This is a genomic window from Arcticibacterium sp. (assembly GCF_055134445.1).
The window spans coordinates 128,152-143,647 of the sequence record NZ_JBSRVI010000035.1; the positions used below are offsets into that span (position 1 = coordinate 128,152).

The 15,496-nt window shown below is 37.0% G+C and carries 17 protein-coding genes; 11 read left to right on the forward strand and 6 right to left on the reverse strand.

Annotated elements, in window-relative coordinates; all coding sequences use genetic code 11:
• Positions 1-174: 174 nt before the first annotated feature.
• Positions 175-1,371: a phospho-N-acetylmuramoyl-pentapeptide-transferase gene (gene mraY, locus ACTBZY_RS04930; protein ID WP_463045226.1), complete on the reverse strand. Its 1,197-nt coding sequence runs from the start codon at positions 1,369-1,371 to the stop codon at positions 175-177.
• 120 nt (positions 1,372-1,491) lie between these two features.
• Complete coding sequence (locus tag ACTBZY_RS04935; protein ID WP_463045227.1) at positions 1,492-1,842, reverse strand: YraN family protein; 351 nt, start codon at positions 1,840-1,842, stop codon at positions 1,492-1,494.
• Between the two features lie 107 nt (positions 1,843-1,949).
• Between ACTBZY_RS04935 and lipB the strand changes: the two genes are divergently transcribed.
• The 3 genes from lipB to moeB are packed head-to-tail and all read left to right on the forward strand — an operon-like array spanning position 1,950 to position 4,746.
• Positions 1,950-2,666 (forward strand): lipoyl(octanoyl) transferase LipB, encoded by a 717-nt coding sequence (gene lipB / locus ACTBZY_RS04940; protein WP_463045349.1) that lies wholly within the window; start codon positions 1,950-1,952, stop codon positions 2,664-2,666.
• A complete protein-coding gene (locus ACTBZY_RS04945) occupies positions 2,663-3,673 on the forward strand; it encodes a dipeptide epimerase (RefSeq protein WP_463045228.1) in 1,011 nt (336 codons plus the stop codon). The genes lipB and ACTBZY_RS04945 overlap by 4 nt, the downstream gene beginning before the upstream one ends.
• Positions 3,674-3,681: 8 nt before the next feature.
• Positions 3,682-4,746, forward strand: a complete 1,065-nt coding sequence (moeB, locus tag ACTBZY_RS04950) for a molybdopterin-synthase adenylyltransferase MoeB (protein WP_463045229.1) — start codon at positions 3,682-3,684, stop codon at positions 4,744-4,746.
• Here the strand turns inward: moeB and ruvX are convergent.
• On the reverse strand, positions 4,727-5,140 hold the full coding sequence (gene ruvX, locus ACTBZY_RS04955; RefSeq protein ID WP_463045230.1) for a Holliday junction resolvase RuvX: 414 nt from the start codon (positions 5,138-5,140) through the stop codon (positions 4,727-4,729). The two genes, moeB and ruvX, sit on opposite strands and share 20 nt — an antisense overlap.
• A gap of 7 nt (positions 5,141-5,147) precedes the next feature.
• Complete coding sequence (locus ACTBZY_RS04960; protein WP_463045231.1) at positions 5,148-5,564, reverse strand: nucleoside-diphosphate kinase; 417 nt, start codon at positions 5,562-5,564, stop codon at positions 5,148-5,150.
• A gap of 118 nt (positions 5,565-5,682) precedes the next feature.
• Between ACTBZY_RS04960 and ACTBZY_RS04965 the strand changes: the two genes are divergently transcribed.
• The 8 genes from ACTBZY_RS04965 to ACTBZY_RS05000 all read left to right on the forward strand — a co-directional run bounded on the left by ACTBZY_RS04965 (position 5,683) and on the right by ACTBZY_RS05000 (position 14,022).
• Positions 5,683-6,723: a DHH family phosphoesterase gene (locus tag ACTBZY_RS04965; protein WP_463045232.1), complete on the forward strand. Its 1,041-nt coding sequence runs from the start codon at positions 5,683-5,685 to the stop codon at positions 6,721-6,723.
• Positions 6,724-6,753: 30 nt separating this feature from the next.
• Positions 6,754-7,587, forward strand: a complete 834-nt coding sequence (locus ACTBZY_RS04970; protein WP_463045233.1) for an FKBP-type peptidyl-prolyl cis-trans isomerase — start codon at positions 6,754-6,756, stop codon at positions 7,585-7,587.
• On the forward strand, positions 7,584-8,444 hold the full coding sequence (locus tag ACTBZY_RS04975) for an FKBP-type peptidyl-prolyl cis-trans isomerase (RefSeq protein ID WP_463045234.1): 861 nt from the start codon (positions 7,584-7,586) through the stop codon (positions 8,442-8,444). The genes ACTBZY_RS04970 and ACTBZY_RS04975 overlap by 4 nt, the downstream gene beginning before the upstream one ends.
• A 313-nt stretch (positions 8,445-8,757) precedes the next feature.
• Complete coding sequence (locus ACTBZY_RS04980; RefSeq protein WP_463045235.1) at positions 8,758-9,144, forward strand: TraR/DksA family transcriptional regulator; 387 nt, start codon at positions 8,758-8,760, stop codon at positions 9,142-9,144.
• A gap of 55 nt (positions 9,145-9,199) precedes the next feature.
• Positions 9,200-10,477, forward strand: coding sequence for a hypothetical protein (locus ACTBZY_RS04985; RefSeq protein ID WP_463045236.1), 1,278 nt, complete (start codon positions 9,200-9,202; stop codon positions 10,475-10,477).
• Positions 10,478-10,631: 154 nt separating this feature from the next.
• Complete coding sequence (gene atpD / locus ACTBZY_RS04990) at positions 10,632-12,137, forward strand: F0F1 ATP synthase subunit beta (protein ID WP_463045237.1); 1,506 nt, start codon at positions 10,632-10,634, stop codon at positions 12,135-12,137.
• 26 nt (positions 12,138-12,163) lie between these two features.
• Entirely contained in the window at positions 12,164-12,412 is a 249-nt protein-coding gene (atpC, locus tag ACTBZY_RS04995) for an ATP synthase F1 subunit epsilon (RefSeq protein ID WP_463045238.1), read from the forward strand.
• A 107-nt stretch (positions 12,413-12,519) separates the two neighbouring features.
• Entirely contained in the window at positions 12,520-14,022 is a 1,503-nt protein-coding gene (locus ACTBZY_RS05000; protein ID WP_463045239.1) for a GH3 auxin-responsive promoter family protein, read from the forward strand.
• On the opposite strand, the gene ACTBZY_RS05005 is transcribed toward ACTBZY_RS05000, so the two are convergent.
• Complete coding sequence (locus ACTBZY_RS05005) at positions 14,014-14,793, reverse strand: amidohydrolase (RefSeq protein WP_463045240.1); 780 nt, start codon at positions 14,791-14,793, stop codon at positions 14,014-14,016. The two genes, ACTBZY_RS05000 and ACTBZY_RS05005, sit on opposite strands and share 9 nt — an antisense overlap.
• A gap of 12 nt (positions 14,794-14,805) precedes the next feature.
• Positions 14,806-15,384, reverse strand: coding sequence for a peptide deformylase (def, locus tag ACTBZY_RS05010; RefSeq protein ID WP_463045241.1), 579 nt, complete (start codon positions 15,382-15,384; stop codon positions 14,806-14,808).
• Positions 15,385-15,496: the final 112 nt, after the last annotated feature.

Here is a 15,496-nt window from a genome sequence, read left to right on the forward strand (position 1 = left end):
TGGCAGGAATACAGCTACAGCTGTAGATAAACCAGCAATGGTCGTCAAGAGAACAATGACTAACGTTGTTGAGGGTTTTTTCATAAGTGGAATTTAATATTTATGACATAGCTGCAATATAAATATTGTGTATTCTTCTCATGATTGACACTTTTTTAAAAGCGGTGATACAGCTTATCTAAGCTTCAGCGTTACAAGACATATTACGGCTAATATGATTCCGATAATCCAGAATCTGGCCACAATTTTCGCTTCGTGCAGACCCTTTTTCTGAAAATGATGATGCAATGGTGACATCAAAAGAAGGCGGTTGGCTTGTGCATGTTCCAGTCCATGTTTTCTTTTTTGGTATTTAAAATAAGCCACCTGAGCCATAACCGAAACCAGTTCTATTAGAAATATACCACATAACACAGGAATTAATAGCTCTTTTCTTAAGGCTAATGCCATGGTAGCAATTATTCCACCGAGCATTAAACTTCCTGTATCTCCCATAAAAACTTGAGCAGGATAAGCATTATACCAAAGAAAGCCAATACAAGAACCAAGGAAGGCCGCACAGAAAATCACAATCTCTCCAGAGTTAGGAATAAGCATTATGTTAAGGTATTCTGCGAAAATTTTATTTCCAGACAAGTAAGCAAAAATGGCAATAGCCAACCCAATGATAGCGGAGGTTCCTGCGGCAAGGCCATCGATACCATCCGTAATGTTGGCTCCATTTGAGACAGCCGTTATTATAAATGTGCAAATGAATACATAAGGTAACCAAGATAAAAAATCAGGCAAGAAGCCCCCAAGAATACCGTAATCGATCTCATTACCTTTCATAAAAGGGACAGTGGTGGTTAGCTTAGCCATATCTACATATTGGCCGGCATTTCCCACATATTCTCTAACCACAACATTGTCATTATAATAAAGGGTAAGGCCTACAATTAGCCCAAGCCCAATTTGACCTATGACCTTAAACTTTCCTTTAAGACCTTCTTTGTCTTTCTTGAAGACCTTTATATAGTCATCAGCAAAGCCAATCATGCAGGTCCAAATAGTCGCTATTATTAAAAGTATGATGTATATATTATCTAGCCTAGCAAATAACAGTACTGGAATTAATAAGGACGCCAGTATAATAAAGCCGCCCATGGTGGGTGTGCCTTTTTTTTCCATTTGCCCTTTAAGGCCTAGATCCCTAATGGATTCTCCAATTTGAAGATTTCTTAAAAGGTTAATAATTCTTCTACCAAAAATGGCAGCAATTAAAAGAGATACGATGGTTGCTGCAGAAGCTCTGAACGAAATGTATCTAAAGACTCCTGCCCCTGGTAAATCAAGGATACGATGTAGGTAATCGAAAAGGTAATAAAGCATAAATTAGAAAAGGTATGACCAAAGATAGGGATAAAATTATTGTTGATCTCAATCTTCGTTTATGGAGTAGTCAAAAGAAATTTAATGCGAAAGTCGTTGTTCGCCCCAAGAGGAGTTCAATTAATAAAAGGCATCTTCAAAATGTACAATTTCAAATGGCGAAACTATGATAGAAATTAAATCAAAACGGACTTTACCTTCCCATTCAGAATCATTCAAATATATGTCGGCGGCTTTGATAAGAAAATTCTGTTTCGACTTACCCACATTGTCTTCCGGAAGACCATGGTCTGCATCCCCTCTTAATTTTACTTCTACAAAGATAAGCCAGTCGTTTTGTTTAGCGATGATATCAATTTCTAAATGACTAACCTGATAATTTCTTTCTATAATCTGGTAACCCTTATTGACTAAGAAATCTACCGCCCATTGTTCTCCTTTTTCGCCAACTTTTCTTTTGTTCTTCATCATCGGTATTGAAAATAGCCTTAAGTTTTATTTTTGTTTAGTGTACTGTAACCATAAAAGCAAATTAATTTTGCCGCCATAGTGTTATAGTCAGAACCTGAGAGATATGGATTAAAGATATGCAAAATAAGGAAGTAAAGGTTGAAAATTTGGGTTTGATAGACTATCAAGCGGCATGGGATTACCAAGAAAGTGTTTTTGCTAAAACAGTAGAAGTCAAGCTCCACAATAGGAATAATAATACAGACACCCGAACGCCAAATCATTTGTTGATTTGTCAGCATCCGCATGTTTACACGCTTGGAAAAAGTGGTAAGGAAGAAAACTTGCTTTTAGACCAAAGAGGTTTGGAAGAAAAGAGTGCTAATTTCTATAAGATAAATAGGGGCGGAGACATTACTTATCATGGGCCAGGTCAATTAGTGGTTTACCCCATTTTAGATCTTGAAAACTTCTTTACAGATATACATAAATATTTAAGGTATTTGGAGGAAGCGGTTATGCTTACTTTGGCAGATTATGGCATTTCAGGTCTAAGGGTAGATGGTTTTACGGGTGTGTGGCTAGAAAGAAACCCTTTAAAAATGTTAGGAGAACGAAAGATATGTGCTATGGGTGTAAAAGCCAGTAGGTGGGTGACTATGCATGGTTTGGCGTTAAATGTGAATACCGATTTGTCCTATTTTGGAAATATTGTGCCTTGTGGTATTGAAGACAAAGCAGTTACTTCAATGCAGTACGAGCTCGGTAGAGAACTAGATATCAATGATGTTTCAAAAAAAATGATTGAGCATTTGAAGGTATTGTTTAATATGGAAATTATATGAAGTTAAGACTGTTGCCATTTAGTTTAGAAAACAAGAACCCATTCAGGATTTCTTATGGTGTAAGAACGCATACAGATACACTGTTTGTGGAAGTAAGTAGCGGGGGCTTTGTGGGATTGGGCGAGGCCGCTCATGTTCCATACTATGGCATTAATGTGTCAGAATCTATCGCCATTTTAGAAAAAAATTGGAGTAGCATATCAGACTTCTGGGGTACACCTCATGATATTTTTTGGCATCATATAAATGATATACTAGGAGAGAATCATTTTGCGAAATGTGCTGTGGATATTGCCCATTATGATTGGTGTGCTAAAAGAGAGAGAATGACTTTATCAGATTATTTGGGCCTTAGTTTAGATAGTCTGCCAAATTCCTGTTTTACCATTGGAATGGATGAACCTGAGAGAATGGCTGAAGCAATTTCTTCATCTAACTGGCCTAGTTTAAAGATAAAATTAGGAGGAGAAGATGATTTAAACACACTAAAGTTCTTAGAAAAAAGTATTCATAAACCCTTCAAAATTGATGTAAATGCAGCTTGGAGTTTAGAAAAGGCTTTTGAGTATTTGCCTGAGTTGGAGAAATTGAACCTTCAGTTTATGGAACAGCCTTTGGCTAGAAACAGGATTGATGAAAATGGACTTTTAAAGGAAAGATCTTCCATTCCTATTTTTGCGGATGAGAGCTGCTTTTACATGGAGGATGTAGTAAAATGTGCGAAGAGTTTTGATGGTATAAATATAAAATTGAGCAAATGTGGAGGTGTTTTTCCGGCACTTGAAATGATAAAAGAGGCTAGATCTCTTAACTTGAAAGTTATGATGGGTTGTATGACAGAAAGTAGTGTTGGTATTTCCACCATTGCACATTTAAGTTCTTTGTTAGATTATGTAGATATGGATGGAGCGGCCTTGCTAAAGGACGACCCTGCATCTGGTGTTAATGTAGTAGATGGGGTAGCGGTTTTTAACGGTCTTCATGGGCACGGAGCCAATTTAAAATAATTTTAGAAATGTTAGAACAGGACGAACTTAAGCGATTTAGTAGACAGGTTCTAATTCCAGAATTTGGAATAGAGGGACAGGAAAAGTTGAAGCAAAGTTCGGTTTTAGTGATTGGCTGTGGAGGATTGGGTAGCCCCGTCCTTATGTACCTAGCAGCAGCTGGGGTTGGAAGGATAGGACTCGTGGAAAACGACGTAGTGGAGACTTCAAACCTGCAGCGACAGATTCTATATTCAGAGGATTCTGTGGGGAAATTGAAAATCGAGGAAACGGAAAGTCGACTTAAGTCCATTAATAAAAGACTTAAAATCACGAAGCATTCTACCCGAATAGTGTCAAACAATGCATTAGAGATTATTGAAGATTATGACTTGGTGATAGATGGTTCTGATAATTTCCCTACGAGATACCTTGTAAACGATGCCTGTGTTTTAAGTGAAAAGCCACTAGTTTATGGGGCAATATACAGGTTTGAAGGCCAAGTTTCTGTCTTTAATTATAAAGGAGGGGTGAATTATAGGGATCTTTTTCCAAGTCCACCTTCAGAAGAAATGGCACCAAACTGTGCGATTGCTGGAGTTTTGGGCGTTATGGCCGGAATAATTGGTTCCTTGCAGGCCATGGAGGCCATCAAAATATTAACGGGTATAGGAAAGGTATTGAGCGGAAAACTACTTATTGTTGAGACTTTAAGTATGAGCTTTAGGAAACTGACAATTTTTAAAAACACAGACGCTGAGCCAATTACTAGTTTGATAGATTATGACAGGTTTTGCGGTATTATGGTTGAGGACAGGGACTGTATTGATTATGATAACTTCAAAGTTTCAAATATCGCTCAACTGATAGATGTGCGAGAATTTCATGAGCATGAAATGGGAAATCTTGGAGGAGAGCTAATGCCTTTGGAAGCCTTAGAGGATTTTATTCCTGAAATTAAAAATACAGGACTCGTGGTGGTTTACTGTCAAAGCGGTATCAGAAGTGCTAAGGCTGTTAAAGTTTTAAAAGAGACTTATGGATTCAATAATGTGGTGAGTCTAAAAGGAGGAATTAATGCCTGCGACTCATAAAATCTTGTAGGATTATAGTAGCAGATATTTTATCAATGTTACCCTTTACTCTCCTGTCTTTCTTCTTTGTTCCGCTGGAAATCATGACTTGCACGGCCATTTTGGAGGTAAACCTTTCATCAATCATATGTACGGCTTTATCTGGAAAAGCTTTGGAGAGAGAGAGTCGAAAGTTTTTCACCATTTCTGTGGCATCCGTTGCTGAACCATCTAGGTTTTTAGGATCACCCAAAACAAAGCATTCCACATCTTCCTTTGCGGTATATTCTTTTAAATAAGATAGGAGGGTGTTGGTAGGCACTGTTTCCAATGCAGTGGCTATAATTTGTAGAGGATCCGTTACCGCTAAGCCTGTTCTTTTCCCTCCAAAATCAATTGCCATTATTCTTGCCATGATGTTCTTAGAATTTTTCTATGTCGGAAAAGAAAAAGGAAGATTCAATCAAAGCGTTCTCATCTGAATCGGAACCGTGGATAGCATTTTCACCTAAAGATTTTGCAAAAATCTTTCTTATAGTTCCATCTGCTGCATCCTTTGGATTTGTAGAACCAATCAGGGTGCGGAAGTCGGAAACTGCATTCTCTTTTTCAAGGATTAACGGTATGATGGGTCCAGATGACATGGTTTCACAAAGTTCTTCGTAAAATGGCCTCTCCTTATGAACAGCATAGAACTTGCCTGCGTTTTCGGCTGTTAGTTTGGTTTTTTTCATGGCCACTATTTTGAAACCAGCCTTTTCTATCATTTGGATTATCGCTCCAATATTATTTTCTGCCACTGCATGCGGCTTAATCATTGAGAATGTTCTGTTGGTCATATTAATTGATATTTCAGATTCGATAGGAGACAAATTTAATGTATTTAGAGATACTACGCTGAATTATTAATATAGCTTTCCAAATATGCTTTGTACCTTTGCCCCCCAATTATAGAGAATGCATCAATATTTCACTGACAGTCAGGACAAAAGGAAAGAATTTTTAAGTTTGATGGCTAAGCCACAACAAATAATTCTTACCGCACATCAAAACCCAGATGGAGACGCTTTTGGCTCTTCGTTAGGGCTTTATGCTTTTTTTAAACAGCAAGGACATGAAGTCACGGTAATCAGTCCTACAGGTTATGCCGACTATTTGGCTTGGATGCCTGGCGTAAATCATGTGGTAGATTTCCAGAGTGAACCTGCTAAGGCAGCAGAACTTATTGCTAAAGCTACCCTTATTTTTTGCTTAGATTTTTCTGCATTAAGTCGCATTGGTGAAATGGGAGAAATGTTTGAAAAATCTTCCAGTTTTAAGGTCTTGATTGACCATCATCAAGAGCCAGAGAGCTTTGCTGATTTTGTTTTTTGGAATGATAAGGCAGCAGCAACTTGCGAGTTGATTTATACCTTAATAGAGCAGTTGGGTCTTTTGGAGTTTATTAACGAAGAAGTGGCCACTTGTCTGTACACAGGAATTTTAACAGATACAGGTTCTTTCAAATTTGATAGCACTTCGAAGGAAGTGCATCGAATAGCAGGTGAACTTATTGATAAAGGAATAAATCCCAATGCAATAAATCGAAAGCTTTTCGATCAAAACGAAATTGATAGGCTCCGGTTTTTAGGATACGCTCTTAAAGAGAAACTTACTTATTTAGAAGAATACAGAGTTGCTTATTTCTTTTTTTCAAAGGAAGAATTGGAAATGTTTAACTCTAAAAAAGGAGATACAGAAGGGCTTGTAAATTATGGATTGTCTATTTCTGGGGCAGTAATGTCTGCTATTTTTATTGAAAGAGATGGGATGATAAAAATCTCTTTCAGATCAGTTGATGATTTTTCTGTATCCGAGTTTTCAAGAAACCACTATAGTGGCGGTGGTCATAAAAATGCCGCTGGTGGAAAGTCGGATTTGTCATTGGAAAGTACGGTTGAAAAGTTTTTGAACCTTCTTCCAACTTATAAACAACAATTAACCTCACAGCCAGTATAAAAATGGAGTGTGATTCAAACAAAGCAAAAAATGAACTTTAAAGCGAGTGTGTTAGTGGCAGCTGTATCTGGTTGCTTATTGGCGTGTGGCCAATTTAAAATCTCTGAAACTGAAAATGGAAGTAGGCTTCAGATGCATAGAGAGAGCTCTGAAACCAAAATTAAGGAAGGTGATATGTTAACCTTGGATATGAGAATATCTACCGAGTTGGATACCGTTTTTAGAGATACTTGGGCTGAAGGCCAATCTATTCAAGTACCTGCAAGAAAAGGAGAGTTTAGAGGATCTTTTGAGAATGCTCTTTTTGAATTAGGAGAAGGAGACAGTGCAACGGTTTATGTTAAGGTGGATTCTTTATTTGGTAAAATGGGACAGCCGCTTCCTCCAGGAGTGCCTGAGCATTCAGAATTAAAGTTTTTAGTAAGTGTTAAGTCTGTTCAAACAATGGAGCAGTTTCAGGAGTCTTTGAAACTTAAGAGAGAAGGCGAGGCACAAACTATTGCGGTTTATGTGAAAGAAAAGTATCCAAAAGCCGTTAAAATGGAGAATGGAATTTATTATGTTAAAGAAAAAGATGGTGTTGGAGCAACGGTAGCTGCTGGAGATACCGTAAGTGTTAGTTATGTAGGTAAGTTTTTCGATGGTAAGGTTTTTGACCAAAATAGTCCCTTCAAATTTCCTGTAGGTTTAGGATATGTAATTAAAGGTTGGGATGAAGCCTTAATGACAATGAATAAGGGTCAAAAAGGTACTTTTATTATTCCTTCAGATCTTGCCTATGGCGAAAGAGGTGCAGGGGCAACAATTCCTCCTTTTACGCCATTAGTATTTGATATAGAACTTTTTGAAATAGGTAGAAAATGAAAAATGTAGTTATTGCTTTATTAGTAGCGGTGGGCCTTTCCTCTTGTGGAAAGAATTTTATTGAGAATGAGGACCAAAAGTATTTAGATCTTAACGTAGAAGAAATAAAGGCTTTTAATGAAGCAAATAATTTAGGTCTTACAGAACATTCAACGGGTATTTTTTGGAAAAAACTAGTCGAGGTAGAGAGTCCTGTTTATCCAACTGCTGATATTTCTCTTCATGTAGCGTTTAGAATGAGCACATTGAAGGGTGGTGAGTTATTAAATGTTACTGCGGCAGACTCTAGCTTTTTTTCCGCAAGTGCGGCATCTAGTGTTTTTCAAGGGTTTTTAATTGCACTAAGTGCTTTAGGAGAAGGAGAAAAGGGCGTGTTTTATTTGCCTTCTACATTGGTTTATGGTGCTAACCCACCAGAGAACTTAGCCATTCAGCCCTGGCAAGTTGTCGTTTTGGAAATGGAGATTATTAAGCAGTATTCTGAAGAGGATTTTATCGATCTTTATATAGAAAGAAATAGTTTGGCAACTCCAGAACTTACAGATCTAGGTGTTAGAATTATTAGAAGTGCTAATAGACCGGCGGAAGGAGATTTGGTTGCTGGGAATGTGGTTAAGGTAAAATACAAAGGTTACTTTTTAAATAAGAGCACTTTTGATGAAGGTGAGTTTGAATTTAGATTGGGTGCAGGTTCTGTTATTACTGGTTTTGATGATGGTGTTTCGCATATGCGAGTAGGAGAGAAAGCCACTTTAATTATTCCTTGGAGTTTGGGTTATGGAGAGTTTGGTACAGGAACTATTCCTGCAAAAACCACATTGGCTTTTGACATTGAGGTTGTATCAAAGACGGAATAATTTCCCTATTGATGGTGTAATAAAACACTAATAAGGATTCTTGACTTGAAAAAGTGACATTATTCCAAATGATAGCCATATTTTTTAAAAGCAAATATTGTTTGGCTTAAAAGCTTAAAAAGCAAAATATTAGTTTAGTTATGTTAAATAATTGTAACTATTAGGCCACTTAAAAGGAGTCTCATCCAAATTTGGATGAGACTTTCTTTTTTAAAAAGATCTAACATCGCATTGATTTAAGGATCTTTAAAACATATCTTTGCGGCGATATCAGCAAAATGTTAATGCTGAACAAAGTAAACGCAATGAAGATATGTCAGCTACTGTAGAGAAAACGCATTACACAGAAAGTGAGTTAGCAGAGTTTGAAGTTATAATTCAAAAGAAGCTCGCGGCAACAATTAATGAAATTAACTTTATAAGCACCACACTGAGTAGAAAAGACGATAACGGTACCGATAGTACTGCTGTTGGAAGTAAAACGCTGGAAGATGGTGCTGATATGAGGGAAAAGGAGAGACTTAACCAATCTTCAGGAAGGCTGAAAAAATTTGCTTCTCAATTGGAAGGAGCCCTGATTAGAATTAAGAATGGTACTTACGGATTATGTAAAGATACTGGTAAGCTTATTCCGGCAGAAAGATTAAGAGCTGTACCGCATACTCAACAGACTATAGAAGCCAAGTTGGCGAGAAATTAATTGAACAATACCTATTTAACCCTAAATTACCGTCATTTTTAATGACGGTTTTTTTATGCGACATGTTTTACAAATAGCATCTGCGATAGTCTACTTGCTTTTGGTTTTATTTCACAAAGAGAGACAGGATTTTTGGCTTTATTTTGGTGGGGTGTCACTTCTTTTCGCTTTTTATGTTTATGTTGTAGTCAAGACGAAGTTTGTTTTTTTTGAGATTTTATTTTGGGCAGTGCTGTTCAGATTTCTTTTTATTTTTTATTTACCGGTACTTTCAGATGACGTATATCGGTTTATTTGGGATGGCTATTTGGGCATAACAGATCAAAACCCATATTTATTTTTACCTTCAGATTATCATGGTCTCATGCCTGAAGGGCTTTTTGAAAAATTAAATTCTCCTAACTACTACAGCCTTTACCCTCCGTTAAATCAGCTCCTCTTTCAACTAGGCGTAACGTTGGGTAAGACTTCTGTTTTTAGTAGTATTGTGGGTATTCGTTTTATTCTTTTTGCGGCAGGAATTGGAAATGTTTTTTTAATTAAATCAATAGGTGAAAAATTAAAATTTTCAAAAAATAGGGCCGTTACAATTGCTGCTATTTATGCTCTAAATCCTTTTATTATCATTGAAACGGTAGGAAACCTTCATTTTGAAGGCGTTATGCTATTCTTTTTATTTTTAGCCAGTTATGTTTATTTGAGATTTTCTCATACCATATGGTCGGCCATTCCTTTTGCTTTAGCGGTATCTATAAAATTACTTCCGCTTATATTTCTTCCTTTGATTTGGAAAAGGCTGGGTTTAAAAAAGGGAGCTTATTTCATTCTGTTAACTTTTTGCATAAATGTAATTTTATTTCTACCCTTTTATGATGCTCATTTGTTGACTAATATTTTCAATTCTCTAGATTTATATTTTCACAAGTTTGAGTTCAATGCGAGCTTCTATTATTTACTTAGAGCAGTAGGATTTAAAGCTTTGGGCTTTAACACTATTAGCATAATAGGGCCGTTTTTGGCGACTGTTAGTTTATCTCTCATACTAAAACTGTCTTTTTCCAGGCTTGAGTTTGCCAAGACTTCGCTTTTGATTCTACTTATATACGTAATGTGCAGTACCACCGTGCATCCATGGTACATTATTACGCTTTTCGGGGTTTCTTTGTTTACGGATTTCAGATTTCCAATGGTTTGGACTTTTGCAGCTTCTCTTTCATATTTCGCCTACACATCACAGCCAGTTCAAGAGAACCTCTATTTGGTAACTTTGGAATATATGGTAGTTTTCTTCGCAATTTATTGGGAATGGAAGAATAAAAAACCGCTGTTCTAATTTAAGATTCCTTTAATCTTCCTATTATTTAGGCAATAATGGTAGGATTCTCTTCAAAAAATGCAAAACAATGTGTAAGAAGTTTGTTTTCTCCTTCGGAGTTTTTAATTTTGCAGTCCAAATCTCAAAATAGACGAATAAAATATATCTTGATATGGCTAATATCGGTAAAATTTCACAAATTATTGGACCTGTAGTTGATGTAAGCTTTGAGGGCAAAAACTCAGAGATTCCTGAAATTCTAGACGCTTTGTCTGTGGTAAAACCAAATGGACAAAAAGTAATTTTGGAATGTCAACAGCACCTTGGAGAAGACAGAATCAGAGCTATTGCGATGGATTCTACAGATGGTCTTCAAAGAGGAATGGAAGTAACTCACTTGGGTTCTCCTATCATGATGCCAACAGGTGAAGAAATCAAGGGTCGTCTTTTCAACGTTGTTGGAGAAGCCATTGACGGTTTAGGAGAAGTTACCACAAAAGGTATTTCTATTCACCGTTCTGCTCCTAAGTTTGAAGATTTGGCAACGTCCACTGAAGTACTTTTTACAGGTATTAAAGTAATTGACTTGCTTGCCCCTTATGTAAAAGGTGGTAAAATTGGTTTATTTGGTGGTGCAGGTGTTGGTAAAACAGTACTTATCCAAGAGCTGATTAATAACATTGCCAAAGCTTATGCTGGTTTATCCGTATTTGCTGGAGTAGGTGAGCGTACGCGTGAAGGAAATGATTTACTTCGTGAGATGATCGAGTCTGGTATCGTGAAATATGGCGATGCATTTAAGGAGTCCATGGAGCAAGGAGGATGGGATTTGAGCAAAGTAGATAAAGAAGCTTTGAAAGATTCTCAAGCAACATTTATTTTCGGTCAGATGAACGAACCTCCAGGAGCACGTGCTAGAGTAGCACTTTCTGGTCTTACTGTAGCAGAACATTTCCGTGATGGTGATGGCGAAGGAAAAGGTCGTGATATTCTTTTCTTTATAGATAATATTTTCCGTTTTACACAAGCGGGTTCAGAGGTTTCGGCTCTTTTAGGTCGTATGCCTTCTGCCGTGGGTTACCAACCTACATTGGCTACGGAAATGGGTGTAATGCAGGAGCGTATTGCTTCTACAAAAAGAGGTTCTATTACATCTGTTCAGGCCGTTTACGTACCTGCTGATGATTTAACTGACCCAGCCCCAGCAACTACTTTTGCTCACTTGGATGCCACAACGGTATTGAATCGTAAGATTTCTGAGCTTGGTATTTACCCTGCGGTGGATCCTTTAGATTCTTCTTCAAGAATTCTTTCTGCAGAAGTTTTGGGAGATGCCCATTACGACTGTGCACAAAGAGTGAAGAATACACTTCAGAGATATAAAGAATTACAAGATATTATTGCTATTCTTGGTTTAGAAGAACTTTCTGAAGAAGATAAATTAATCGTAACAAGAGCTCGTAGAGTTCAGCGTTTCCTTTCTCAACCATTCTTTGTGGCGGAGCAATTCACAGGTCTTCAAGGCGTTTTGGTTGACATTAATGATACTATCAAAGGTTTCAATCAAATCATGGATGGTCTTTATGATCACCTTCCAGAAGCAGCTTTTAACTTGGTAGGTACGATTGAGGATGCCGTGGTTAAAGGAGAGAAACTGTTGGCAGAAGCAAACAAATAAATTCCACTGAAATTAGAGTTTGAATTATGATTCTAGAAATAATTACACCAGACAAGAATGTTTTTGAAGGCGAAGTTTCTATAGTGACTTTACCTGGTAAAAACGGAGAGTTTCAGATTTTGAATGATCACGCTCCATTAGTGAGTACACTTGCAAAAGGTAACTTAACTTATGAGCAAGGTGGTTCTAAAACCTCAATGATAGTAGATGGTGGTGTGATAGAAGTGGTAAACAATAAAGTTCTAGTTCTTGCTGAGGCTGTTTTAAAAGCCTAGTTTGAACAAACTAGTATATTAAATCCCATGATTCATTTCATGGGATTTTTTTGTTTTTAAGTTTAAATGAAAACACTCATTTCGATTTCTATTGTAGTTTTGTAATAATGGGAATAAAATCTACTCTAAGTAAGCCTTTAGCCGCTATTACGGCAAGGAATCAACATGGCTGGATGCGAAATGCCGTAGAGGTTCAAGAGAAATGGCGTAAAAGCATTATAGAAACAGCTTCAAATACCGTTTTTGGGAAAGATCATCGTTTTTCAGATATTCAATCTTATGGTGATTTTAAACAAGCGGTTCCTGTAAATGACTACGAAGGCTTAAAGCCCTATGTAGAGAAAATTATAGCAGGAGAAAGTGACGTACTCTGGAAAGGAAAACCGCTATATTTTGCTAAGACTTCAGGGACTACCTCTGGAGTCAAATACATTCCAATAACAAATGACTCCATTCATAACCACATAGATTCGGCCAAAAACGCTTTGTTGAATTATATTTTTGAAACAGGAAATGCTAAGTTTTTGGATAACAAGCTCATTTTTCTTTCTGGGAGTCCAGTAATGACCAAAACGGCAGGTATTCATACTGGGAGACTTTCTGGAATATCAAATCACCATGTACCAACTTATCTCAAAACAAATCAGCTGCCTTCTTATGAGACAAACTGTATAGAAGATTGGGAGCAAAAACTGGAAAGAATAATAGACGAGACCATTGATAAACCTATGAGTCTTATTTCTGGTATTCCGCCATGGGTGCAGATGTATTTTGATAGGATTCAAGAGCGAACTGGAAAACAGATTAAAGATGTTTTTCCAGAATTCGATCTTTTTGTTTACGGCGGTGTAAACTTTGAACCCTACAAAGCAAAACTGTTTGAATCTATAGGCAAGGAAGTAGCCTCTATTGAGCTATATCCGGCTTCCGAAGGATTTATAGCTTACCAAGACAAATTTGAGTCTGAGGGGCTTCTTATGCTCTTAGATAGTGGTATTTTTTATGAGTTTATTCCTGCGGAAGAATATTTTGACGAAAACCCTACTCGTTTAACCATTGGTGAAGTAGAACTGAATAAGAATTATGCCTTAGTTATTAATAGCAACGCCGGTCTTTGGGGTTATTCTATTGGAGATACTGTAAAATTTGTTTCTTTAGATCCCTATAGAATTATTGTATCTGGAAGGATTAAGCATTTCATTTCAGCTTTTGGAGAGCATGTGATAGGGGAAGAGGTAGAAAAGGCTATGAAATACGCCTGTGAAAGACATCCTGAAGTAGAAATAGTGGAGTTTACAGTAGCTCCTATGGTGATACCAAAAGAAGGTCTGCCATATCATGAGTGGCTTGTGGAGTATGCCAGAGAGCCAATTGATGAAAAAGCATTCGCAAAAGATTTAGACTCCCAGTTGGTGTCGCTTAATACTTATTATAAAGATCTCATCGTCGGAAATATTCTAAGGCCTTTGGTGGTTACTTCACTTAAAAGAAATGCCTTTATAGGTTATATGAAATCAATAGGTAAATTAGGAGGACAAAACAAAGTACCTAGACTTTCCAATGATAGAGTTATAGCAGATGGATTGACCAAGGGTCAAAACTTAATTTAAAGTGAACTTGTCGGCATCCAGATGAATAGGAAAGGCATTTCTAAAAGAGCTTAATTCGTCTTTTGATAGTTCAGAAATAACAATCTGAGACTTACTGCTAATTTCGTTTAAAACAACACCTTTCGCATTGATAGCCTGTGAATGCCCAGAATAGGAAAGATTGTTTCCGTCGGTGCCTATTCTATTGGTTCCTAGAACGTAACACTGATTTTCAAGACTTCTTGCCTTAAGTAAAGTATCCCAAACATCTGTTCTTGACGCAGGCCAAGAGGCGGTGTAAATTAATACATCATAGGCTAAACCTAGGTTTCTACTAAATACTGGAAAGCGGAGATCGTAGCAAATTAAAGGGCAAAATTTCCAACCCTCATAATCTATAATCAGGCAATTATCACCGCTAGAAAATGTCTCTTTTTCTCCTCCAAAACCAAAAAGATGTTTTTTGTCGTAGAAGGAAGTGTTTCCATTGGGTTCCACAAAAAGCAAGCGATTGAAGAAATTTTCACCTTCTTTAATAACCAAGCTTCCACATATAGCGGCATCATACCTTTTCGCCATTTGCTTCATCCATCGGTGTGTGGTGAAGTTCATAGGCTCTGCCAAATGTTTTGCATTTGTTGAGAAGCCCGTGGTGAACATTTCGGGAAGCACTATCAAATCAACAGGAATATCAATAGAAGATATTTTTTCTTCTATTTCAGACCTATTAGCTTCAGGGTTTTCCCAGTAAATATCTGTTTGAACAAGAGCTACTTTTAGTGTTGGCTTCATATATAATGTGTTTTACTTTTTGTAAAAACGCATTTTATAGTCTGCTTTTATCATGCCTTTAGAAATATTAGTCAATCTTTTTTTTAGCATTTGCTTCTTAAGCGGACTTAAATGATCTGTAAATAATATTCCGTCAATGTGATCGTACTCATGCTGTATAATTCGTGCCGCCATATCATCATACTCTTCTGTATGTTCGTTCCAGTCCGTATCAAAATATCTAATGGTAACAGTCTCGGGTCTTAAAACTTCTGCTCTTATGTCTGGAATACTTAAACAACCTTCTTCATAAGCCCACTCTTCCCCTGTTTCTTCCAAGATTTCGGCATTAATAAAAACTTTTTTGAAGCCCTCTAAAGACGGATTAACCTCTTCATCCTCCTCTAAGTTTTCATTTATTTGATGCCCATCTACTACAAACATGCGTATGTCTTTCCCAATTTGAGGAGCCGCTAAACCAACCCCAGAGGCAGAGTACATGGTTTCAAACATATCTTCTGCTAGTTTTTTTACATCTATTTCCCCTTTTTCTATATCACGGCATTCTTTTCTTAAAACAGGATCGCCGTAAGCTACTATAGGATATTTCATCTAGAATTCTCTTTTGTTTTTTGCAAAAATAAGGATATGTTTTTTCACCTATGCATTTCAGTGTAAGTACTAAGAGAATTTGTCTGTAATAAATTCCCGTTATCAGGGCACT

Excerpts from the sequence above, each read along its gene's own strand:
- ACTBZY_RS05005 (WP_463045240.1), bottom strand. The coding sequence starts at position 14,793 with ATGAAGCCAACACTAAAAGTAGCTCTTGTTCAAACAGATATTTACTGG.
- ACTBZY_RS04935 (WP_463045227.1), bottom strand. The coding sequence starts at position 1,842 with ATGATGAAGAACAAAAGAAAAGTTGGCGAAAAAGGAGAACAATGGGCG.
- ruvX (WP_463045230.1), bottom strand. The coding sequence starts at position 5,140 with ATGGCAAGAATAATGGCAATTGATTTTGGAGGGAAAAGAACAGGCTTA.
- ACTBZY_RS04960 (WP_463045231.1), bottom strand. The coding sequence starts at position 5,564 with ATGACCAACAGAACATTCTCAATGATTAAGCCGCATGCAGTGGCAGAA.
- ACTBZY_RS04980 (WP_463045235.1), top strand. The coding sequence starts at position 8,758 with ATGTCAGCTACTGTAGAGAAAACGCATTACACAGAAAGTGAGTTAGCA.
- ACTBZY_RS05000 (WP_463045239.1), top strand. The coding sequence starts at position 12,520 with ATGGGAATAAAATCTACTCTAAGTAAGCCTTTAGCCGCTATTACGGCA.
- ACTBZY_RS04985 (WP_463045236.1), top strand. The coding sequence starts at position 9,200 with ATGCGACATGTTTTACAAATAGCATCTGCGATAGTCTACTTGCTTTTG.
- ACTBZY_RS04970 (WP_463045233.1), top strand. The coding sequence starts at position 6,754 with ATGAACTTTAAAGCGAGTGTGTTAGTGGCAGCTGTATCTGGTTGCTTA.
- atpD (WP_463045237.1), top strand. The coding sequence starts at position 10,632 with ATGGCTAATATCGGTAAAATTTCACAAATTATTGGACCTGTAGTTGAT.
- mraY (WP_463045226.1), bottom strand. The coding sequence starts at position 1,371 with ATGCTTTATTACCTTTTCGATTACCTACATCGTATCCTTGATTTACCA.
- atpC (WP_463045238.1), top strand. The coding sequence starts at position 12,164 with ATGATTCTAGAAATAATTACACCAGACAAGAATGTTTTTGAAGGCGAA.
- ACTBZY_RS04965 (WP_463045232.1), top strand. The coding sequence starts at position 5,683 with ATGCATCAATATTTCACTGACAGTCAGGACAAAAGGAAAGAATTTTTA.
- def (WP_463045241.1), bottom strand. The coding sequence starts at position 15,384 with ATGAAATATCCTATAGTAGCTTACGGCGATCCTGTTTTAAGAAAAGAA.
- ACTBZY_RS04945 (WP_463045228.1), top strand. The coding sequence starts at position 2,663 with ATGAAGTTAAGACTGTTGCCATTTAGTTTAGAAAACAAGAACCCATTC.
- moeB (WP_463045229.1), top strand. The coding sequence starts at position 3,682 with ATGTTAGAACAGGACGAACTTAAGCGATTTAGTAGACAGGTTCTAATT.
- ACTBZY_RS04975 (WP_463045234.1), top strand. The coding sequence starts at position 7,584 with ATGAAAAATGTAGTTATTGCTTTATTAGTAGCGGTGGGCCTTTCCTCT.